Source organism: Streptomyces sp. SID3343, assembly GCF_009865215.1.
Lineage (GTDB): Bacteria > Actinomycetota > Actinomycetes > Streptomycetales > Streptomycetaceae > Embleya.
Map to the genome: position 1 here is coordinate 12364 of NZ_WWJX01000910.1, position 19935 is coordinate 32298.

20 protein-coding genes, 1 other RNA gene and 1 pseudogene are annotated in these 19935 nt (G+C 70.4%); 8 read left to right on the forward strand and 14 right to left on the reverse strand.

Annotated features, from left to right (window positions below):
• Positions 1-11 precede the first annotated feature (11 nt).
• Entirely contained in the window at positions 12-1226 is a 1215-nt protein-coding gene (locus GT354_RS28095) for a hypothetical protein (RefSeq protein ID WP_161359171.1), read from the reverse strand.
• Between the two features lie 172 nt (positions 1227-1398).
• On the opposite strand from GT354_RS28095, the gene GT354_RS28100 reads away from it, so the two are divergent.
• Complete coding sequence (locus GT354_RS28100; protein WP_161359172.1) at positions 1399-2361, forward strand: alpha/beta hydrolase; 963 nt, start codon at positions 1399-1401, stop codon at positions 2359-2361.
• A 117-nt stretch (positions 2362-2478) separates the two neighbouring features.
• Here the strand turns inward: GT354_RS28100 and GT354_RS28105 are convergent, their stop codons facing one another.
• The 5 genes from GT354_RS28105 to GT354_RS28125 form a co-directional block, all read right to left on the reverse strand.
• On the reverse strand, positions 2479-2856 hold the full coding sequence (locus tag GT354_RS28105) for an STAS domain-containing protein (RefSeq protein ID WP_161359173.1): 378 nt from the start codon (positions 2854-2856) through the stop codon (positions 2479-2481).
• 100 nt (positions 2857-2956) lie between these two features.
• Positions 2957-4324, reverse strand: a complete 1368-nt coding sequence (locus GT354_RS28110; RefSeq protein ID WP_161359174.1) for an L-serine ammonia-lyase — start codon at positions 4322-4324, stop codon at positions 2957-2959.
• Between the two features lie 227 nt (positions 4325-4551).
• On the reverse strand, positions 4552-5487 hold the full coding sequence (gene recX / locus GT354_RS28115) for a recombination regulator RecX (RefSeq protein WP_346012206.1): 936 nt from the start codon (positions 5485-5487) through the stop codon (positions 4552-4554).
• A 4-nt stretch (positions 5488-5491) separates the two neighbouring features.
• A complete protein-coding gene (recA, locus tag GT354_RS28120; RefSeq protein ID WP_161359187.1) occupies positions 5492-6526 on the reverse strand; it encodes a recombinase RecA in 1035 nt (344 codons plus the stop codon).
• A gap of 151 nt (positions 6527-6677) precedes the next feature.
• Positions 6678-6869: a hypothetical protein gene (locus tag GT354_RS28125; RefSeq protein WP_161359175.1), complete on the reverse strand. Its 192-nt coding sequence runs from the start codon at positions 6867-6869 to the stop codon at positions 6678-6680.
• A 269-nt stretch (positions 6870-7138) separates the two neighbouring features.
• Between GT354_RS28125 and GT354_RS28130 the strand changes: the two genes are divergently transcribed.
• Positions 7139-7750: an NADPH-dependent FMN reductase gene (locus tag GT354_RS28130; RefSeq protein WP_161359176.1), complete on the forward strand. Its 612-nt coding sequence runs from the start codon at positions 7139-7141 to the stop codon at positions 7748-7750.
• Between the two features lie 102 nt (positions 7751-7852).
• Here the strand turns inward: GT354_RS28130 and npdG are convergent, their stop codons facing one another.
• Entirely contained in the window at positions 7853-8545 is a 693-nt protein-coding gene (gene npdG / locus GT354_RS28135; RefSeq protein ID WP_161359177.1) for an NADPH-dependent F420 reductase, read from the reverse strand.
• 181 nt (positions 8546-8726) lie between these two features.
• Between npdG and GT354_RS28140 the strand changes: the two genes are divergently transcribed.
• Positions 8727-9197 carry a DUF1508 domain-containing protein gene (locus tag GT354_RS28140; RefSeq protein WP_161359178.1) on the forward strand — a complete coding sequence of 157 codons (471 nt, stop codon included), beginning with the start codon at positions 8727-8729 and terminating at the stop codon, positions 9195-9197.
• A 142-nt stretch (positions 9198-9339) separates the two neighbouring features.
• Complete coding sequence (locus GT354_RS28145; RefSeq protein WP_346012207.1) at positions 9340-10107, forward strand: MgtC/SapB family protein; 768 nt, start codon at positions 9340-9342, stop codon at positions 10105-10107.
• A 50-nt stretch (positions 10108-10157) separates the two neighbouring features.
• Here GT354_RS28145 and GT354_RS28150 read toward each other — a convergent pair whose 3' ends face one another.
• Positions 10158-10376: a hypothetical protein gene (locus GT354_RS28150; RefSeq protein ID WP_161359179.1), complete on the reverse strand. Its 219-nt coding sequence runs from the start codon at positions 10374-10376 to the stop codon at positions 10158-10160.
• 115 nt (positions 10377-10491) lie between these two features.
• Between GT354_RS28150 and map the strand changes: the two genes are divergently transcribed.
• Together map and GT354_RS28160 are read left to right on the forward strand one after the other, a co-directional pair.
• A complete protein-coding gene (gene map, locus GT354_RS28155) occupies positions 10492-11340 on the forward strand; it encodes a type I methionyl aminopeptidase (protein WP_161359180.1) in 849 nt (282 codons plus the stop codon).
• A gap of 80 nt (positions 11341-11420) precedes the next feature.
• A complete protein-coding gene (locus tag GT354_RS28160; protein ID WP_161359181.1) occupies positions 11421-12392 on the forward strand; it encodes a hypothetical protein in 972 nt (323 codons plus the stop codon).
• Positions 12393-12437: 45 nt separating this feature from the next.
• Here GT354_RS28160 and GT354_RS28165 read toward each other — a convergent pair whose 3' ends face one another.
• The 3 genes from GT354_RS28165 to yaaA form a co-directional block, all read right to left on the reverse strand.
• A complete protein-coding gene (locus GT354_RS28165; RefSeq protein WP_237535526.1) occupies positions 12438-13127 on the reverse strand; it encodes a bifunctional DNA primase/polymerase in 690 nt (229 codons plus the stop codon).
• A gap of 301 nt (positions 13128-13428) precedes the next feature.
• Entirely contained in the window at positions 13429-14160 is a 732-nt protein-coding gene (locus tag GT354_RS56660; protein WP_161359182.1) for a DUF732 domain-containing protein, read from the reverse strand.
• A gap of 231 nt (positions 14161-14391) precedes the next feature.
• The gene (gene yaaA, locus GT354_RS28175) at positions 14392-15189 is read right to left on the reverse strand and encodes a peroxide stress protein YaaA (RefSeq protein ID WP_161359190.1); all 798 of its coding nucleotides are present in this window, start codon (positions 15187-15189) and stop codon (positions 14392-14394) included.
• 358 nt (positions 15190-15547) lie between these two features.
• Here yaaA and GT354_RS28180 point away from each other — a divergent pair.
• Together GT354_RS28180 and rnpB are read left to right on the forward strand one after the other, a co-directional pair.
• Positions 15548-16708: pseudogene (locus GT354_RS28180) on the forward strand (RNB domain-containing ribonuclease); the annotation flags it as partial.
• A gap of 80 nt (positions 16709-16788) precedes the next feature.
• Positions 16789-17202: RNase P RNA component class A (gene rnpB / locus GT354_RS28185), an RNA gene on the forward strand.
• A gap of 266 nt (positions 17203-17468) precedes the next feature.
• Here the strand turns inward: rnpB and GT354_RS28190 are convergent.
• The 3 genes from GT354_RS28190 to GT354_RS28200 form a co-directional block, all read right to left on the reverse strand.
• Positions 17469-18620 carry a bifunctional RNase H/acid phosphatase gene (locus GT354_RS28190; protein ID WP_161359183.1) on the reverse strand — a complete coding sequence of 384 codons (1152 nt, stop codon included), beginning with the start codon at positions 18618-18620 and terminating at the stop codon, positions 17469-17471.
• Positions 18617-18997, reverse strand: coding sequence for a C4-type zinc ribbon domain-containing protein (locus tag GT354_RS54600; RefSeq protein ID WP_237535531.1), 381 nt, complete (start codon positions 18995-18997; stop codon positions 18617-18619). The genes GT354_RS28190 and GT354_RS54600 overlap by 4 nt, the downstream gene beginning before the upstream one ends.
• A gap of 642 nt (positions 18998-19639) precedes the next feature.
• Positions 19640-19935: Nif3-like dinuclear metal center hexameric protein (locus GT354_RS28200; RefSeq protein WP_202512395.1), on the reverse strand; the 296-nt coding region annotated here is incomplete at its 5' end.

Below are 19935 nucleotides of genomic sequence, written 5' to 3' on the forward strand. Positions count from 1 at the left end.
GACCCGCCGGGTCAGATCCCGTAGTGCCACGTGGTGAGCATGTACGCGCCGTACCACATGCCGAACAGGCACATCCCGCCGAGCACCAGGCCCGCGGTGCGCGTCTTGGACCGCCCGAGCACGACCGCGAGCGGAATGAAGAACAGCAGCGTGGGGAGCATCAGCCGCATCTTCGAGTGGTAGTAGTTGCTCTGGCACAGCGTCATCACCAGGATCGACAGCCCGTACACCGCCAACGGCGGCCAGATGTGCCGATTGAGCGCGACGATCGAGCCGATCACGGCCGCGATGATCAGCACGGCCGTACTGACCGCCACCCACTGGTCCCCGTTGCGCAGGGTGTCGGTGAGGAAGTGCCAGATCGCATCGCCGTTGTCCCACTTGGTGCCCCACCCGGCGTCCTGGATGGTGAACCACGCATCCGTCTCGCCGACCCGCTCCCCCACCCACAGGAGGTACAGCGGGGTGCCCAGGCACGCGATCACACACGCCACGATCGGTTCGAGCATCACCCGGCGGTGTTTCCACATCTCCATCAGCGCGGCCACCCCCAGCGCCGCGATCACCGCGATGCCGGCGGGTCGGGTCAGGCTGGTCAGGCACGCCAGGACGCCGGCGGCCACCCACGCCTTGCGGTGCGCGGCCAACAGGGTGCCCACCGCGAGCGCGAGGAAGAGCGTCTCGCTGTAGGCCATCGAGAACACGACGCCCATCGGCTGCGCGCCGCCCACCAAAACGGTCATCGCGAGCGCCACGCGCTTGTCGTACAGCCGGGTGACGAACACGTAGAGCACGCACAGCGCGGCGGCGGTCGCCAGGTGCCCCGCGATGATGCCCGACGACGAGTAGCTGGTCCCGGTCAGGTAGTGCACGACCCGGATCAGCCCCGGATACAGCGGGAAGAACGCGAGCGTATTGCCGGTGAGGTCCCCCTCGGGGGTGTACGTGAAGCCGTCCGGATAGCCGTGCCCGGCGACGTCGACGTACCAGTGCGCGTCCCACGTCAGCAGGCGCTCGCGCACGCTGGGGCCACCCGCCGGGATCATCCAGGACAGGATGATCAACTGGAGAACGGCCGTGACCGCGTACACGGCGAGCGGCAGCCACAGCGCCCCGACCCCGCGCCGCACGAGGGACAGGGGCAACGGCCGATCCCGGTCCTTGGCCGGTGGACCCGGGGCGGTGGCGCCCGGTCCCGGTATCCGGGGCTCGTCGATGACGGTCAACGCGTACTCCTCGTTCGATTCCGGTTAATGCACGCAGGGGACAACTGACACGGTTGACGCCCTTCGCGTGGTTTCGACGTGGCCTATGTCACGTCTCCGCCTTCTGACGCTCTGTCAACTCCGGGCTCGAAGTTCTAGTGTGCTGATTCGTAATCCCGTACGGAGGAGTCGCATGCCCGTCGCACCGCAGATCCAGCCGATCCTCGACGCTGTCGCAGCCGCGCCGCCCCTTCCGGCCGACCTGTCCTTGGCGGAGCGGCGTGCCGCGTCGAACAAGGGTTTGGAAAGCACCATCCTGGCGTTCGCCGAGCCCGCACCGGAAGACGTGACGACGCGAGACGTCACGATCACGGTCAAGGAACCCGAGCCCGGCAAGATCACCGCCCGCGTGTACACGCCGGCCGGCCCCGCTCCGAAGGGTGGTCGTCCAGGCTACGTGTACCTGCACGGTGGCGCCTGGTGGCTCGGCTCGGTGGCCCACTTCGACAGTCACTGCGCGAATGTCGCCGCCGAGAGCGGCGCGGTCGTCGTATCGGTCGAGTATCGGCTCGCGCCCGAGTTCAAGTTCCCGTGGCCCCTGGAGGACGCGTACGCCGCCTGGCTCTGGGTCCAGGAGCGCGCGTTCCAGTTGGGCGTCAACGCCGACAAGGTCGCCATCGGCGGATCCAGCGCGGGCGGCAACCTCGCCGCGGCGTGCTCGGTCATGCTGCGGGACCGCCGGCAGCCGACCCCGGTGTGCCAGGTGCTCGACATACCCGCGCTCGACCTGACCCTGTCCCAGCCGTCGATGGAGGAGAACGGCGAGGGCTACCTCCTCACTCGGGCCGGGATCGAGCACGCCGTCCAGCTGTACCTGACCAGCCCGCGCAGCGAGAAGCGGGACCCGCTCGCCTCGCCGCTGTTCACCGAGGACTTCGCGGGACTGCCGACCACGCTCGTGATGACGTGCGAGTTCGACCCGCTGCGGGACGAGGGCGAGGCGTACGCGAAGAAGCTGGAGGCCGCGGGCGTCACGGTCGAGTCCAAGCGTTGGGACGGGCTCGTCCACGGCGCGGGCGAGTTCACCGCACTGCTTCCCCAGGCGCGCGAGTATCGCTCGACGATGGCCGACTTCCTCAAGCGCCACCTGGCGTGAGCCGGGGCCGGGGCTGCCTCACTCCGCCCCGCGCCCGGCTCACCGCCGACATGCGGCGGCCGTCCCGTCGAGCTCGCGCTCCACGGGACGGCCACACGTGCACAGTCTTGGGGCGAGCTATTCCCGGGTGGCGGGAGCGTCCTCGGCGTCGAGCGCTTCCTGAACGGTTTCGTGCACCGCCACCATCAGCGTGAACCCGGTCAATCGAAGCACCCGGGCGACCGCTCGCGTGGGCGCGATCAGTTGCAGCGCCCCGCCGGCTTCGCGGGCCCGGCGCTCGGCGCGCACCAGGATGCGCAGTCCGAACGAGTCGATGAAGCCGACCGAGGACAAGTCCAGCAGCAGCCGGGTCATCCCCGCCGACACCTGCCGACTCAACGCGTCGTCCAGAATCGGACCACTGTCCATGTCGATCTCGCCGTGCACGGTCACCAAGGTGTGACCGGCTCCGACCTGCGACACCTGCACCAGGAGGGGACCGCTCTCGTCGTTCACGGGCGCATGCCTACCCTTCGTTCTCGGGAGCACACCTCAGGCGCGTCTCCGGGCTGTACGGCGCGTTGTCGGCGCCGAAGTCGTGGGTCGGGGCCCGACGTCAGCATTCGATGATGTTGACGGCGAGGCCGCCGCGGGAGGTCTCCTTGTACTTGACCTTCATGTCCGCGCCGGTCTCCTTCATGGTCTTGATGACCTTGTCGAGCGAGACGTGGTGGCGCCCGTCGCCGCGCAGGGCCATCCGAGCGGCGGTGACGGCCTTGACGCCGGCCATGCCGTTGCGTTCGATGCACGGGATCTGCACGAGGCCGCCGACCGGGTCACAGGTCAGGCCCAGGTTGTGTTCCATGCCGATCTCCGCGGCGTTCTCCACCTGCTCCGGCGTGCCGCCCAAGACCTCGGCCAGGCCGCCGGCGGCCATCGCACACGCGGAGCCGACCTCACCTTGGCAACCGACCTCGGCTCCGGAGATCGACGCGTTCTCCTTGAACAGCATCCCGATCGCGCCGGCCGCCAGCAGGAATCGCACGATGCCGTCGTCGTCCGCACCGGGCACGGTCGCCACGTAGTGGTGCAACACGGCGGGAATGATGCCGGCCGCCCCGTTGGTCGGCGCGGTCACCACCCGACCGCCCGCGGCGTTCTCCTCGTTGACCGCCATCGCCCACAGGGTGACCCACTCCATCGCGTGATTGGGTCGCTCCCCCTCCGCGCGCAGCGTGCGGGCGGTGCGTGAGGCCCGCCGCCGGACCTTGAGGCCGCCGGGCAGGATCCCCTCGGTGGCCAGACCTCGGGTGACGCAGTCGCGCATCACCTGCCAGATCTCCAACAACTCGGCGCGCACCTGCTCCTCGGTGCGCCACGCCGTCTCGTTGGCGAGCATCAGCGCGGACACCGACAGGCCGGTCTCGCGGGTCAGCCGCAGGAGCTCGTCACCGGTACGGAAGGGGTGGCGAAGCACGGTGTCGTCGGGCTTGACCCGATCGGCGCCCACCGCGTCCTCGTCCACCACGAACCCGCCACCGACGGAGTAGTAGGTCTTCGACAGGAGGTCGGCGCCGTCGGCGTCCATCGCCCAGGCCGTCATCCCGTTGGCGTGATAGGGCAACGACTTGCGTCGATGCAGCACCAGGTCACGGTCGAGGTCGAAGGCGATGTCCTGCACCCCGAGCACCCGCAGCGTGCCGGATTCGCGGATGCGGGCCAGTTCCGGGTCGACCTCGTTCGGGTCGACGGTGCGCGGTGAGTAACCCTCCAGGCCCAGCAACACCGCGCGCGGCGTGCCGTGTCCGTGTCCCGTCGCGCCCAGGGAGCCGTACAGCTCGACCCGGACGGACGCGACCCGATCGAGCAGGCCCTCGTGTTTGAGTCGTCGCGCGAACATCCGCGCGGCTCGCATGGGGCCCACCGTGTGGGAGCTCGACGGGCCGATCCCGATCGAGAACATGTCGAACACACTGATCGCCAAGGCGGATGGCCCTTCAAACAGACGGCTGGGACGAGCGAACGGCTGTCGCGTGACTCCGGTGCACCGATGGGCCTGGATGTGCTTGTGGCCACCCGGACGGCCCATGCGACGGTTCCCAGGCTAGGTCACCGTCGGTTCGGGCGGGGGCCGGGTGGCTGCCGAGCGGGTGTCGGTCGGTGTCGGGGAGGGCGTCGGGGCAGGGTCGGGCGCAGGGCGTGGGCCCGGGGTCAGACCGGTCCGTCCCACGCGCGCCATGCCGTGGCGTCGTCGTGTGCCTGCTCCTGTGCCTCGGCGTCGGCCTCGCGGTCGAGCGCGTCGCGGACGACCCGCACGGCCAGACCCTCGCCGTATCCCTTGCGCGCGAGCATGCCCGCCAACCTGCGAATGCGTTTGTCGCGGTCCAGGCCGCGTGTGCCCGGCAGTTTGCGAGCCACCAGGGCCCGGGCCGTCTCCAGTTCCTGTTCGGGATCCAGTTGGGCGACCGCCTCGTCGACCACCACGGCGTCGACCCCGCGTTGGCGCAGTTCGCGCGCGAGCGCGCGGCGGGCCAACCCTTTGCCCGTGTGCCGCGTGTTCACCCACGCGCCGGCGAAGGCGGTGTCGTCGATCAGGCCGACGTCGGTGAACCGGCCCAACACGTGTTCCGCGACGTCGTCGGGCACCTCGCGGCGACGCAGCGCGTCGGCCAGCTGGGCCCGGGTGCGCGCTCGCCCCGTCAGCAGCCGAAGACAGATCGCCCGGGCCAGGGCCTCGGGATCGGCCGGCGGCTCGCCGCCGGGTGTCACGTCGTCGGTCGAGTTGCCGTCATCGTCGGCGGCGTCGGGAACGTCGGCGTCCGACGAGTGTCGGCGGGTCCGGCCCCGAGCCCCGCTCCGGCCCTGCTTCTCCCGTTTGGGGCGTCCGCGACCGGCGCCTCGGCCCCATCGCTCGCCGGATTCTTCCCGGTCGTCGGCTTCCGAGTCCGTTGCGACATCCCGGTCGTCTGCCCCCGAGGCACGGGCGACCGAGCCGGGTCGGGCCGCCTTCCTCCCGGACGGCGCCTCCCTCGACAACACGGCGTCGAGCGCGGCGCGCAGTTGCGCGGCGTCGACCGGCGCGGAGACGGATCCGGCCTCGGATCCGTCTCCCCACGTGTTCGACCACCCGTCGGCAGGACGACCCACAGGCTCAGCCTTCCTCGGGTTCCGCTTCCACCGGGACGTCGACCCTCGGGCCCACGCCCAGCTTCTCCTTGATCTTCTTCTCGATCTCGTCGGAGAGATCGGGGTTGTCCAGGAGGAACTTGCGCGCGTTCTCCTTGCCCTGGCCGAGCTGGTCGCCCTCGTAGGTGTACCAGGCACCCGACTTGCGCACGAAGCCCTGCTCGACGCCCATGTCGATCAGGCCGCCCTCACGGCTGATGCCGTGCCCGTACAAGATGTCGAACTCGGCCTGCTTGAAGGGCGACGCGAGCTTGTTCTTGACGACCTTGACGCGGGTGCGGTTGCCGACCGCGTCGGTGCCGTCCTTGAGCGTCTCGATCCGCCGGATGTCCAGCCGAACCGACGCGTAGAACTTGAGCGCCCGGCCACCGGTCGTCGTCTCGGGCGAGCCGAACATGACGCCGATCTTCTCGCGCAGCTGGTTGATGAACAGCGCGGTGGTGTTCGTCTGGCTGAGCGCACCGGTGATCTTGCGCAGCGCCTGGCTCATCAGTCGAGCCTGCAGACCCACGTGCGAGTCGCCCATCTCGCCCTCGATCTCGGCGCGCGGCACCAGGGCCGCCACCGAGTCGATCACGATGATGTCGACCGCGCCGGAGCGGGTCAGCATGTCGACGATCTCCAGCGCCTGCTCGCCGGTGTCCGGCTGCGAGAGCAGCAGGGCGTCGGTGTCGACGCCGAGCTTCTTCGCGTATTCGGGGTCGAGCGCGTGCTCGGCGTCGACGATGGCCGCGATGCCGCCGGCCTTTTGCACACTCGCGATCGCGTGCAGCGCCAGGCTCGTCTTGCCGGAGCCTTCCGGGCCGTAGACCTCGACCACGCGGCCGCGCGGGAGGCCGCCGATGCCCAGCGCCACGTCGAGGGCGATCGAGCCCGTGGGGATGACTTCGATCGGTGCGCGCGCCTCGTCGCCGAGACGCATCACCGATCCCTTGCCGAACTGTCGTTCAATCTGGGCGAGGGCGTTCTCCAACGCCTTCTCGCGGTCCTGTCCTGCCATGCCTGCCGTCTTGCCGCTCTGGGGGGATCGCTTCACATCCAGAACGCTAACTCTTCGCACCGACACCGCGGGACGATCGGTGCCCGCCTGTGGACAACCGAGGACCCGAAGCTTGACCCGAACGTGCGTTCGAGAAGCGCGAAACCCCCGGTCAGACCTGGGCGCCGAGCTCGCGGGTCCGACGCATCCGGTGCCGACGGACGTAGTAGAACGCGATGTTCCCGTCCAGCGCGGCCAGCAGGACGAAGGGCACACCGAGCCAGCTTCCGCCGACGAAGGCGATCACGGCGGCGGCGAGCGCCAGGACGCACACGATCACGGCGAGCACGGCGATGCGGGGCATGACGGGGGCTCCAGACAAGGGAAACGGGCGAGGACTGGTGCGATGCCCGGGCGGGTCGCGCATTCATTGTCGCCTCCGCCGACCGACCGGCCGATACCGCCCGCGACCACTCGGGACAGCCCGGACGCTCGGCCCCCCGGACAGCCCGGCCCGCTCGGCGCGCCCGACCCTCCGGGAATGCGGCGGCATCGAGTGAAGTTGAAGCAACAACAAGATTGCGCTAGATTGTTAAACGTTCAACAACAGTCACCAGCTTCACGGAGGCCCCCATGACCCGCATCCTCGCCATCTCCGGATCGCTGCGCGCCGAGTCGTTCAACACGGCCCTGCTGCACGCCTTCCAGCCCTTCGCCCCCGAGGGCATGCAGATCGAGGTGTACAAGGGCCTGGACGAGCTCCCGCACTTCAACCAGGACCTCGAGGCCAACCCGCCGGCGTCGGTGATGCGCCTGCGGGACGCGATCGCGCAGGCCGACGGCCTGATCATCGCCACCCCGGAGTACAACCGCAGCCTTCCGGGCGTCCTCAAGAACGCCCTCGACTGGGCCTCGCGCCCCTACGCCCAGGGTGTACTCGCCGGCAAGAACGTCGTCGCGATCTCGGCCTCCCCGGGCGCCCAGGGCGGCATCCGCGCGCTGATCCAGCTCAAGTCCCTGCTGCGCGACCTCAGCAACTACGTGGTGTCCGGCCCGGAGATCTCGGTTCCCGAGGTGCACACGCGCCTCGGCGTCGAGGCCGACGTCCAGCACGTGCTGACCGACCCCGCGACCGCCGGCATGGTCACCCACGTGCTGGCCGGCCTGCAGGACGCGGTCGACAACGACCTCGGCGGCCTCGTCGCGCGCCCCCTCAACAACTGGGCCGCGTCGCTCGCGGGCTGACCCCCTGGGCAGTACCCGAAAACGGCGAAACGGCGTGAGGCCCCGCACTCCAGGTGCGGGGCCTCACGCCGTTTCGGCGCGGGCCGCTTCGGAACCACCGGCTCACACGTCGGTGACGCGCAGCCCGGCGTGTGCCTTGTAGCGGCGGTTGATCGAGATCAGGTTGGCGGTGAGCCCCTCGACCTGACGCGCGTTGCGCAGCCGACCGGCGTACACCCCGCGCATGCCGGGGATCCGTGCCGCGAGCGCCTGCACCGCGTCGGTGGCGTCGCGCTTGTCGCCGAGCACCATGATGTCGGTGTCGAGCGACTCCACGTTGGGGTCGAGCAGCAACACGGCCGACACGTGGTGGAACGCGGCCGTCACGAACGAGTCGCCGAGCACGGCGGCGGCCTGCTGCGCAGCGCTGCCCTCTTCGACGTCGAGCACGAACGCGCCCTGCTTGTCGAAGCCCATCGGGTTGACGCAGTCGACGACGATCTTGCCCGCAAGTTCACTCTTGAGGGCTACCAGCAGATCGCGGTGGCCCTCCCACGGAACGGCGACGATCACGATGTCGCTCTCGCGGGCGCACGTGGCGTTGTCGGCGCCGCGCACACCGGCGCCGAGCTCGGCCGCGGCGGAGGCGGCACGGTCGGCGTTTCGCGAGCCGATGATCACTTTCTGGCCGGCGACGGCCAGCCGGAACGCGAGGCCGCGGCCCTGCTCACCGGTACCGCCGAGGACGCCGACCACCAGATCGTCGATGTTCGGCAGGTCACGCGGGTCGCGCTTGGGGGAGGAGGGGGTTGTCATGGGCGCGATCCTGCCGGCCCGAACCGAAGAGAACACGGGGTCTACACCCGGATGCAGCCGAGGTCACAGTCCGTTTTCGGCAGCAAGGGTCGATTCACCCCGAAATATCACTTATATGTGACAAATGGTGCGAACCGTGCTTCTTTGGAAGAGAAATCACTTCTCACCGAAGGAGACCGCAGTGCCGGCGAAATTCATTGTCACCAAGGGACGCTCCGGCAAGTACGGCTTCGTCCTGGAAGCCGCCAACGGCTCGACCATCGTCAAGTCGCCTCCGTACGAAACCAAGCGCGCGGCCTTGACCGCTCTTCGGTACATCCAGCGCAACGGCTCGACCGAGGTGGTCGACGACCTCACCGCGGCGACCGCCTCGGCCCCGGCCGGCCGGGCCGGGACCCCCGCACCGCGCCGGATCGCCACCCGGAAAACGGGGCCCGCGAAGCGTCCTGCGGCCACCCGGACCACGGCCGAAAAGGCCGCGGCGAAGCGGTCCGTCCCCCGAAAGGCGGTATCGCGCAAGGCACCGCCGAAGAAAGCCGCCGGCAAGAAGTCGCTCGTCCGGAAGTCGCCGGTCCGAAAGTCGGTCACCAGGACGTCGGGACCGCGCAAGCCCGTCGCCCGGAAGAGGATCACCGCGAGGTCGGCAGCCTGATCCGTGCCCCCTCCTCGGCTTGATCGCCCGATTCCCGACTCGCCCCCGTAACCCATTACGCCATATGGGGTCGTAGCGTGCGGTGACCGGGAAATGATCAGGCAATGCCCGGGACGATGTCCCGGGCAGAGGAGGTGGGCAGGTGAGTTCGGGCGAGAACATCGCGGCTTGGGCCAACGGGATACCGCAGAGCCAGGGGTGGACCCAGTTCTCCGAGTTGTTGCTCTCCTTCGTTCTCTCCAGCGTCATCGGTGTCGAGCGTGAACTGCGCCAAAAGAGCGCGGGGCTGCGCACCCACGCGCTCGTCGGCGTCGGGACCACCTTGTTCATGGAGGTCTCCAAGTACGGGTTCGCCGACGTGCTGCCGGCCGGCCACGTGGGCTGGGACCCGTCCAGGATCGCGGCGCAGGTGGTGTCCGGGATCGGCTTCATCGGCGGCGGTCTGATCTTCGTCCGCCGCGACACCGTGCGCGGTCTGACCACCGCCGCCGTCGTGTGGTTGACCTGCGCGATCGGCATGGCCTGCGGTGCGGGCCTGCCCTACCTGGCGATCGGCGTCACGGTGTTGCACTTCGTGGTCGTCTACGGCTATCCGCCGATCATCCGCAGGCTCGGTGGCCCCCGGGATCGCACGGTCGAACTGAGACTGACCTATCTGCCCGGGCGGGGCGTGTTGTCGGCGATCCTGGTCGGGTGCACGGGCGCGGGCTTCACCGTGGTCGACGTGTCGGTGCACAACCGCGACCAGGAGCCCGTGGAGGAACAGGTGGAGCCCGAGCCGGCTCGGGTGACCTCGGTGGTGTTGCTCGTGGAGGGTCCGGACGAGCCCACCGAACTGGTGTCGCGGCTGTCGGAGATCCCCGGAGTGTTGACCGCGGGCGGCGGACGGGTCAGCGAACCCGTCGAGTGACCCGTCGCCGCCGGCGTGCTGCCCCGGTGCTCACCTGCCCGACGCGGCGCTCAGCGTCGGCCGCGGTCGTTCCACTTGGGGTCGTTCTCCCAGCTCTGGTTGCGCGTCCTGGCCGTCTCCAGGGCGTTGGCCGCCTCTTGGCGCGTCGCGTACGGGCCGAGCCGGTCGCGGGCCGAGCACTCCGGGCCCTCTTCGACCGTGCCGTGCTTGATGCAGTAGTACCACTCGCCGGCGCGCCCCTCGGGCTTGCGCCACAGCCGGAACTTCATGACCCGTCCTCCACCCACTCGTACCGCTGCTCGTGGACCCGTTCGTCGGGTCGCCGTCGTCGCGTCGCCGTCTCGATCGAGGGGTCGGCCGCGCTGCCGGCTACACTCGCTGGTTATGGCGATTCTCGTACCCGGTAAGCCGACCCCCATCCGCTCCGTTCCCGCCGACATCCCGCGGCCGGAGTATGTCGGGAAGCCGGCCCCCACCCCGTACACCGGGCCCGAGGTGCAGGATGCCGAGACGATCGAGCGCATGCGCGTCGCGGGTCGGATCGCCGCGGGTGCCATGGAGGCCGCCGCCGCGCTCGTCGCGCCGGGCGTGAGCACCGACGAGTTGGACAAGGCCGCGCACGAGTACACGCTCGACCACGGCGCCTACCCGTCCTGCCTGGGCTACCGGGGCTTTCCCAAGACCATCTGCACCTCGATCAACGAGGTGATCTGCCACGGCATCCCCGACACGACCCGGTTGAACGACGGCGACATCGTCAACATCGACGTCACGGTCTTCATCGGCGGCGTGCACGGCGACACCGACGCGACCTATCTCGTGGGCGACGTGGACGAGGAGTCCAGGCTGCTGGTCGAGCGCACCCGCGAAGCGCTGAACCGCGGCATCAAGGCGGTCAAGCCGGGTCGACAGATCAACGTGATCGGCCGGGTGATCGAGTCGTACGCGAAGCGCTTCGGCTACGGCGTGGTCCGCGACTTCACCGGTCATGGCATCAACACCTCGTTCCACTCCGGGCTGATCATCCCGCACTACGACGACCCGCGGGCGACCACCGTGATGGAACCCGGGATGACGTTCACCATCGAGCCGATGCTGACCCTGGGCACCTACGAGTACGACATGTGGGACGACGGCTGGACGGTGCTCACCAAGGACCGCAAGCGCACCGCGCAGTTCGAGCACACGCTCGTGGTCACCGACTCCGGCGCCGAGGTTCTGACCCTCGCGTAACCGCCCGCGCGGGCGCGGGCAGTAAGGTTTCGCGAGTTCTCCTCCTGCCCGCTCCCCTGGAAGAGTTGCCCACTACCGACATGTCCAGACCGAAGCGCATATCCCGCGCGGTGGCCACGGTCGCCGCATTGCTCGTGACGGCGCTCGCCGCGACCGGTTGTGTCACCGTCAACGGTTCCACGGCGTCCGTCGAGGGCGTGGACAAGCGCGAGGCCGAGGCGGTACTGCGCGACTACGACGCGCAGAACAACCAGGCGTACGCGAACCGCGACCTCGCCCTCAACTCCCGCACCGAGACCGGCCCGCTGGGCGTGCTCGACCAGGCCGACCTGAAGATCCTGGCCTTCACCGACCCGCACGGCAATCGGGGCAAGGAACCGGTCCTGCACGAGCGGCCCGAGTTCCTGATCCCCAAGATCGTGGGCTGGCCCAAGTGGTTCGCGGTGCAGTCGACGCCCAACCGCAAGGGCGCGAAACCGCAGTTGTTGATGTTCGTCAAGGGACAGCCGGACGCCGCGTGGCAGGCCGCATGGGGACCGACGCTGCAAAGCCCGCTGCCCGAACTCGCCAAGGACAAGGACGGGTTCGTCGAGCCGATCGCGGTGAACACGGCCGGACTGGCCGCCTCTCCCGCCGAGTTGGCGCCGGCGCTCGCGGACTATCTCAAGGACGGCAAGTCACACGCCGAGTTGTTCGCGCCCGACGCGTACACCGCGCAGCTGCGCAAACAGCGCGAGGACCCGATCGGCGAGGGTTTCGTGCGGCAGAGCGTGGACACCGCGGCGGAGCAGTTCTCCCCGCTCGCGCTGCGCGCCGAGGACGGCGGCGCGGTGGTGCTGTTCTCGCTCCAGCACAGCATGCGGTTGACCGTGCAGCCGCCGCGCCGACTCGGCGACGTGGAGCCGTCCACCCTGACGTTCCTGCCGAACAAGCCGACGAAGGCGCTCACCGAGCACCGGCTGTCGCAGTACGTCGCGCTGGTTCCCCAAGCGGGCGGCAAGGTACAGCTCACCGGGTGGATGTACGGCCTGGTCGGCGCGGAAGGCGAGTAGTCGGGCGGGACGGCTGTGGGCCGGCGGGGGCGGCTGCGGGCGGTGCTACATCCAGCGCACGTCGCCGGCCGTGGCCCCCACGGTGTCGCACGCGTCGGTGAGCACGTCGAGCACGCGCAGCGGGTCGGGAAGCGGCAGTTCGGGGCCGCGGATCCAATGCACCGGCCGGCCCGACGGGTGCATCGAGGACGGCACCAGCACGTAGCTGCCGCGGCAGTGCCAGCGCAGGCCGGGGTGGGCGTCGAGGGTCTCGGGGTGGCAGTCGAGTTCGCACGGCCACCACTCGTCCTCGTCGGCGGGGGTGCCGCGGGTCGCGGTGTAGAAGAGCGTGCGCTCCGGACCGCAGGAGGCGACCGGTCCGATCTCGATGCCCTTTTCGGCGAACACCGCGAGGGCCAGTTCGCCCGCGCTCACGGGGACGTCCAAGACGTCGTGCCCTTGGCCGGTGGCGGTCACGAAGTTGGCCTCGGGATAAAGCTCCAGCCAGCGCGCGACCTGTACGGGGTCGGTGGACGCCTGGGTCTGCCACGCGAACGAGACCGGGTGCATGCCCGGCGAAGGACAGCCCACGCGGTCGCACGAACAACCGAACCCGAGCGGGTGCGCCGCCGGACAGACGGGCCAACCGCGCTCCACCAGATCCATGAGCAATCCGGCCCGCCGGTCTCGAACGACGTCCGGGTCCTCACGCGGTCGGCGGCGCAGCCATCCGGCCATTCTGCCCATTCGCTCCATGGAACCCCTTCTTCCGCGTGCGTCTCGTACGCGCCCCACACGGCGCCTCTGCGTGTACAACGCGGAAAACCGGTTCGGGCAATCCCCATCATCGCGGGTCACCGATGCCGATATGCCGGCCGGGTTGCCGGCCGGCCTCGATGTCACCGATCGGGACCGTCGACCCGCGAGAAATGTACATCGCGGATCGCTTCCGTTCGTCGAGTCGCCACGAACGACGCCCGCCCCGCTCCACAGGATGAGGGCGGGGCGGGGCGGGCGCGTCGAGCGGCGTGTCGGACCGGGCGGGTGTCGAGTCGAGCTAGAGCTTGCTCCGCTGGTCCGGGCAGAAAGTGCCCACCGCGAAGCCCGCCACGACGGCCGACGACGTGATGTCGGACTGGTTCGGGAGCAGGTCGGTGATCTTCTTCCCCGCCTTCAGACCCGAACAGACGGCCTGTCCCTGCGCCACCAGTTCGGCGTCCGACGTCGACTTGACGGCGGGCACGGACTGGCGGACGAAGTCGAGAAACAGCTTTCGCGCGGCCGCGTCCGGGACCGAGTCGCTGCCGGGGTCGGGCGCGGAGGTGGTGCGCGCAGGCGCGGTCGTGCGCGGCGCACGAGTCGGCGGCGGGATCGGGTCGGTGGAGGACCCTGCGGTCGGCGAACCGGTGGCCTCGGGCGAGCCGGACGACGCGACGGGGCTCTTCTTGTCGTCGCCGTCGCCGCTCAGGCTCACCGCGGCGATGGTGCCGCCGATCGCGAGGACGGCGATCACCGCGATCCCGGCCCACAGGGCTTTGCGGTTGCGCTGCGGCGGAGGCGGATAGCCGCCCTGCGGATAGCCGCCGCTCGGGTACCCCTGCTGTCCGTACGGGCCCGTCTGCCCCTGCGGGTACTGCGGCTGCCCGTACGGAGGCTGCCCCTGCGGTTGACCCTGCGGGTACTGCGGCTGCCCGTATTGGGGCTGCCCGTACTGCGGTTGACCGTATTGGGGCTGACCGTACGGCGGCTGGTTCGGGTCCTGGCTGCCGGGCGGCGGCGGGTAACTCACTCATCCCCCATGGATGTCGGGTCTTCGACTCCGTCGGAAGCGACGTACAGATCGTCCGAAAGTAGGACGAAATGCTTTGCTTTCTGTCTGCGGAGAAAGCGTCAGGATCATGAAGCTCCCCATGTTTGTCAAGGCGGCCCTCGTGGCGAGCTCGGCGTCGGCCCGATCGCGGGCCGGCGGGTGCTCTGCGCGAGCGATCGCCGAACGAGCGCGCGGGGCCCCGTCGGTCGCTCAGATCGCGGCCACCACGACGTCCAGGGCCCACGCGGTGCCGGGCTTCTTGGGCTCGGCGGCCTCCACCGTCCAGCCGAGATCACGCAGGGCGTCGGCGAGTTCGGCCGGGTTGCGGGGCTCGGCTCCCGAGATCAACAGATCACGGGCGATCCGACCCTTGGTCGCCTTGTTGAAGTGGCTCACCACCGAGCGCTTGGCCACGCCGTCGACGATCTTCTCGTGCAGCACCCGCACCACCGCAGTGCGCTCCGCGACCGCGCCGGTGGGCCGCCACGCCGCCGAGTAGGCCGCCGAACGCAGGTCCAGCACGAGCCCGTCGGCCGCCAGACCCGGCAGTACCGGCGCCATGGCCTCGCGCCACAGGCTCGTGAGGGCGCCTATCCCGGGCAGCCGCACGCCCATCGAGCATCGGTAGGGCGGAACCAGGTCGGTGGGCCGCAGCGCGCCCCACAGGCCGGAGAAGATCAGCACTCCCCCGGCCGCGCGAGCCGCCGCGGCGCCGTCGAGGGAGGGCAGGTCGAGCGCGTCGTACAACACGCCCGTGTACACCTGGGACACCAAAAGCGTGCCGCTCTCGCGCAGTTCGAGGTTGCGCAGCACCTCGCCGCGCAGCTTCGGGCCCAGGCCCAGTACTTCCAGGGCCTTGAGTTCGTCGCCCTCGCACAGGGTGATCAGCGAATCGAGCACCTGCCGCCGCACCGGGCCCAGTTCCGGGATCGAAAGAGTGTCGAGGTCGAGCAGGGGGCCCGTCCCCGCAGCGGCCTTGCCCTCGGAGGGCGGCAACAACACGAGCACGAGCGGGACTCCAAGCGGCGCGGCCGAAATGCGGAACACTCAAGTTTACGGGGACGAACCCGACCGATCATGCCCCGACGACGCCGAACGCCCGGGCGAAAAGCCGCGAAAGTCCTTCGCGCCCCGGTGGATCCTTCCTAAGCTCGATCCCGTGCCTCGTCGCCATCTCCACATCAAATCCGCCGACGGTGATCGCCTTCGCGCCGGCTTCGCCCGCCTGCGCACCGACCTCTCGCTGCCCACCGCCTTCCCGCCACAGGTGCTCGCGGAGGCCGACGCCGCCGCGCGCCGCGGCCCGACGATGAGCCGGCGCGATCTCACCGACCTGCCGTTCTTCACGGTGGATCCGGCCGATTCGATGGACCTCGACCAGGCGATGCACCTGGCCCGCACCGACACGGGCTACCGGGTGTCCTACGCGATCGCCGACGTCGCGGCGTGGGTGACGCCGGGCGGCGCGCTCGACGCGGAGACGATGCGCCGGGTGGAGACCCTCTACCTGCCCGACGAACGCATCCCGCTGCACCCGCCCGCCCTGTCGGAAGCGGCGGCGAGCCTGCTGCCCCGGCAGGACCGGCCCGCCCTGGTGTGGGTGCTCGACCTTGACCCGGCCGGCGACCTCGTCGGCACCGACGTGTTCCGGGCGATGGTCCGCAGCCGGGCGCGGCTGGACTACCCCCGGGTGCAGCGGGCGATCGAGGCGGGTACGGCGGAGGAACCGGTGCGCCTGCTCGCCGAGATCGGCGGCCTGCGCGAGCACCTGGAACGCGAGCGCGGCGGGGTCAGCCTGCCGATCCCCGAGCAGGAGATCGTCGAGCACGGCGACTCGTGGCGGCTGGAGTATCGCGCGCCGATCCCGGCCGAGGGCTGGAACGCGCAGATCTCGCTGCTCACCGGCATCGCCGCCGCCGACCTGATGACCTACGCGGGCATCGGCATCCTGCGCACCCTCCCCGAACCCCCGCCGGAGGCGCTCGCCCAGGTCCGTCGGGTAGGCCGCGCACTCGACGTCCGGTGGCCCGAAAGCTCCACCTACGGCGCGGTGATCCGTTCGCTCGATCCGGACAATCCCCGGCACGCCGCGTTCCTCCAGGAGGCCACCGGCCTGTTGCGCGGGGCCGGCTACACCGCGTTCGACGCGGGGGTGCCGGAATCGGCCGGGCACGCGGCGGTCGCCGACGAGTACGCCCACGTCACGGCGCCGTTGCGCCGGCTCGTCGACCGCTTCGCGGGCGAGGTGTGCGTGTCCCTGGTCGCGGGCGTCGAGGTCCCGCAATGGGTCACCGCCCGGCTGCCCGAGCTGCCCAAGGCGATGGAGACGGGCGACCGACGCGCGCACGAGGTCGAACGCGAGGCGGTGGCCCTGGTCGAGGCGGTGGTACTGACCGATCACGTGGGCGACGAGTTCGACGCGGTGGTGGTCGACCTCAACGAACGCGGCGACGGCGGCACGGTACAACTGGCCGAACCGGCGGTGCGGGCCCGCTTCGACGGGCCGGGGCTCACCCTGGGGGCACGCGTACGAGTCCGGCTCACCGAGGCCGACGACGCCCGACGCAGGGTCAGGTTCGCCCCCGCTAGGATGGCGGACACGGCGGATGAGCCGGCCGGGCGGCCGCGTCGGGATTCCTCTTCGGAGGGTTCCGCCGAGGAACGTCCGGGCTCCACAGGGCAGGGTGGTCGGTAACACCGACCCGGGGTGACCCGCGGGACAGTGCCACAGAAAACAGACCGCCGGCGTCCTCGGACGACCGGTAAGGGTGAAACGGTGGTGTAAGAGACCACCAGCGCCCGGGGTGACTCGGGCGGCTAGGTAAACCCCACCCGGAGCAAGGTCAAGAGGAGCGCGCCGCGACATGCGCGCTCTGCGCGAACGTTCGAGGGCGGCCCGCCCGAGTTCGCGGGTAGACCGCTGGAGGCTGTCGGCAACGGCAGTCGTAGATGGATGGCCGCCTCCCCGGGCGCCGCAAGGCTCCCGGGAGACAGAACCCGGCGTAGAGGCCGACTCATCCGCCGTCTCTCGCGCCCCCTCGTCCGGGCGCTGAGGCCTCAAGCCCGAGCACCCGCGCGACGCGGGCGGGGGCGACCGACTGCCGCAACGGCGAGAGCCCCGACCTGTGGGCAGGTCGGGGCTCTTGCGCATGTTCGGAAGTTTGGTCCTCCGCGTGGTCCGCCCGGATTCCTACTGGCGGGCACGCTGAAGGCACTGCCGACTATGCCACAGCACCGGTGGGGTCGTCAAACCTTTGTTCGATGAGCACTCGGCGGGACGGTTCGCGTCAGGTTCCGCGCAGGTGTGCGGTCTCGTTGAAGACGCGCAGCGACGCGTTGCCGTCCGACCACCACTGGACCGCGCTGATCGCCGCCGCCGACAGTTCCATTCGGAACATCGACTCGGCCGGTGCGCCCAGGGCGATCCGGACCAGGGTCTTGATCGGGGTCACGTGGGTGACCACCAGGACGGTCTTGCCGGGGTGGCGGGCGATCGTCTTGTCGCGCGCGACCTCGACTCTGCGCGCCACCTCGGTGAAGCTCTCACCGCCGGGCGGGGCCGCGTCGGCAGAGGTCAGCCACGCGTCGAGGGCATCGGGGGTCTGCTCGCGTGCCTCGGCGAAGGTCAGGCCCTCCCACGCCCCGAAGTCGGTCTCCCGAAAGCCCGTTTCCTCGCGCACCTTGAGGCCGAGCCGCTCCGCGACCGCCTCGGCGGTCTGCCGGCAGCGGCCCAGCGGCGAGGACACGATCGCCTCGATCGTGCCGCGCTCGGCCAACACCTCGGCCGCGCGGGCGGCCTGCCAACGGCCGCGCTCGGACAGGTCGGGGTCTGCGCCGGTGCCCGAGAAGCGCTTTTGCGGGGTCAGTACGGTCTCGCCGTGGCGCAGCAGCACGAGCGTGGTCGGGCTGCCCAGGTCCGGGCCCCAGCCGGGGGCGGTCGGGCGCGCCTTGGTCGCGATCGGTTCGACCGCAGCGGGCTCCGCGGCCCGCGGGGTGGCGAACGCCGTCGAGTCCTGCGGGGTCCACGGTCGGCCCTTGGCCGCCGCGTCCATCGCCTCGTTGGCGAGCCGGTCGGCGTGCTTGTTCCGCTCGCGCGGGACCCACGTGTAGGTGACCTGCCCGGGCGGGTGGATGCCGCGGGCCTTGGTCGCGAGGTCGCGCATGTCGGCGTGCTTGATCTTCCAGCGGCCCGACATCTGCTCGACCACGAGCTTGGAGTCGGCACGGACCTCGACGGTCGCGTCGGGGTCGAGCGCGCGAGCGGCGGTCAGGCCCGCGATCACGCCGCGGTACTCGGCCACGTTATTGGTGGCGACGCCGATCGCCTCGGCGATCTCGTGCACCACCTCGCCGCTGTCGGCGTCACGCACCACCGCGCCATAGGCCGCCGGGCCCGGGTTGCCCCGGGAGCCCCCGTCGGCCTCGACGACGAACCTCACAGGCCCGACTCGGCCGTGCGAACGAGGATGCGCCGGCAGTTCTCGCAGCGCACGATCGTGTCCGGCGCCGCGGCCCGGATCGCGGCGAGGTCGGTGATGCCCAGTTCGAGCCGGCATCCCTCGCAGCGGCGTTGGAGCAGGGGCGCGGCGGCGACGCCGTGCGACTGGTCGCGCACCTTTTCGTACAGCTTCATCAAGTCGTCGGGGATCGTGCCCGCGACGACGGCGCGCTGCTTGGTGATCGCGACAACCTCGTCGTCGATCTCCGTCTCGGCGGCGGCACGGCGGATCTCGGCGGCGTCGCGCGCGGCCTGGGCCTCGTCGCGCTCGGCCACCAGCTTGGCCAGGCGGGTCTGGATCGTCTCGCGGTGCTCCATGACCTCCAGTACGACCTCTTCGAGGTCGCCCTGGCGCTTGGCGAGCGAGGTCACCTCGCGCTGGAGGTTCTCCAGGTCGCGCGGCGACGTGACGAGGCCCGAGTCGAGTTTTTGCTGGTCGCGCTCGGCACGCTTGCGGACCTGGTCGACGTCGTGTTCGGCCTTGGTCTGGTCACGTGCGGCGTCGCTCTCCTCGGTCTCGCCGGCGACGACGAGGTCACGCAGTCGGGCGAGCCGGGCGCCGAGGCGATCGATCTCCTCGCGTTCGGGGAGCGTGCGCTTCTTGTGGGCGAGCAGATCGATTCGCGAGTCCAGGGCCTGGAGGTCGAGCAGGCGGAGCTGGTCGGCGGGCGCGGCGTTCAGCGGGGGCTCCTTGGGTGCTTCTTGCTTCTTGGGCTTCGGGGGCTTCGTGGGCTTCGTGATGCTCGTGACTGCTTCGTGCGGGTGTCGCGGGCGTTGCGTGCTGCGGTGCTGCGTGCTGCGGTGCTGCGGGTTGCCTGCCGGTGTTGCGTGCTGCGGGTGCCGGTGCTGCCTGTGCTGGTGCTGCTCGGGTGCCGTGTGGCGTTGCGTTGTCTGCGTCTCGTGGTCCGGCCGGGGCCGACGGGCGGCGGGGCCGGGGCTTCCCGGGTGGTCCCGATCGGGCTATCGGTCGTGCGGAGTGTGGAACGTCCACGGGTCCGTGACGAGTTCCGATACGTAGGTCTCCACCGTAGCCCCGGACACGGCGAGCGCATTGGTCAGTTCGGCGGCCGCGTGGGCGAGCCACGGCCACTCGGTTGCCCAGTGTGGGGCATCGAGCAGCGCGGGGCCGCCGTGTTCCAGCGCCTCCGATGCGGGGTGGTGCCGCAGGTCGGCGGTGACGTACAGATCGGCGCCGCTGCGGCGGACCGCGTCGAAGAGGCTGTCGCCCGCGCCGCCGCACACCGCGACGGTGCGCA

Bases quoted from the DNA above. Each gene is read 5' to 3' on its own strand.
- GT354_RS28100 (WP_161359172.1), top strand. From the start codon at position 1,399: ATGCCCGTCGCACCGCAGATCCAGCCGATCCTCGACGCTGTCGCAGCC.
- recA (WP_161359187.1), bottom strand. From the start codon at position 6,526: ATGGCAGGACAGGACCGCGAGAAGGCGTTGGAGAACGCCCTCGCCCAG.
- GT354_RS28125 (WP_161359175.1), bottom strand. From the start codon at position 6,869: ATGCCCCGCATCGCCGTGCTCGCCGTGATCGTGTGCGTCCTGGCGCTC.
- GT354_RS28130 (WP_161359176.1), top strand. From the start codon at position 7,139: ATGACCCGCATCCTCGCCATCTCCGGATCGCTGCGCGCCGAGTCGTTC.
- npdG (WP_161359177.1), bottom strand. From the start codon at position 8,545: ATGACAACCCCCTCCTCCCCCAAGCGCGACCCGCGTGACCTGCCGAAC.
- GT354_RS28150 (WP_161359179.1), bottom strand. From the start codon at position 10,376: ATGAAGTTCCGGCTGTGGCGCAAGCCCGAGGGGCGCGCCGGCGAGTGG.
- map (WP_161359180.1), top strand. From the start codon at position 10,492: ATGGCGATTCTCGTACCCGGTAAGCCGACCCCCATCCGCTCCGTTCCC.
- GT354_RS28160 (WP_161359181.1), top strand. From the start codon at position 11,421: ATGTCCAGACCGAAGCGCATATCCCGCGCGGTGGCCACGGTCGCCGCA.
- GT354_RS28165 (WP_237535526.1), bottom strand. From the start codon at position 13,127: ATGGAGCGAATGGGCAGAATGGCCGGATGGCTGCGCCGCCGACCGCGT.
- GT354_RS54600 (WP_237535531.1), bottom strand. From the start codon at position 18,997: ATGGAGCACCGCGAGACGATCCAGACCCGCCTGGCCAAGCTGGTGGCC.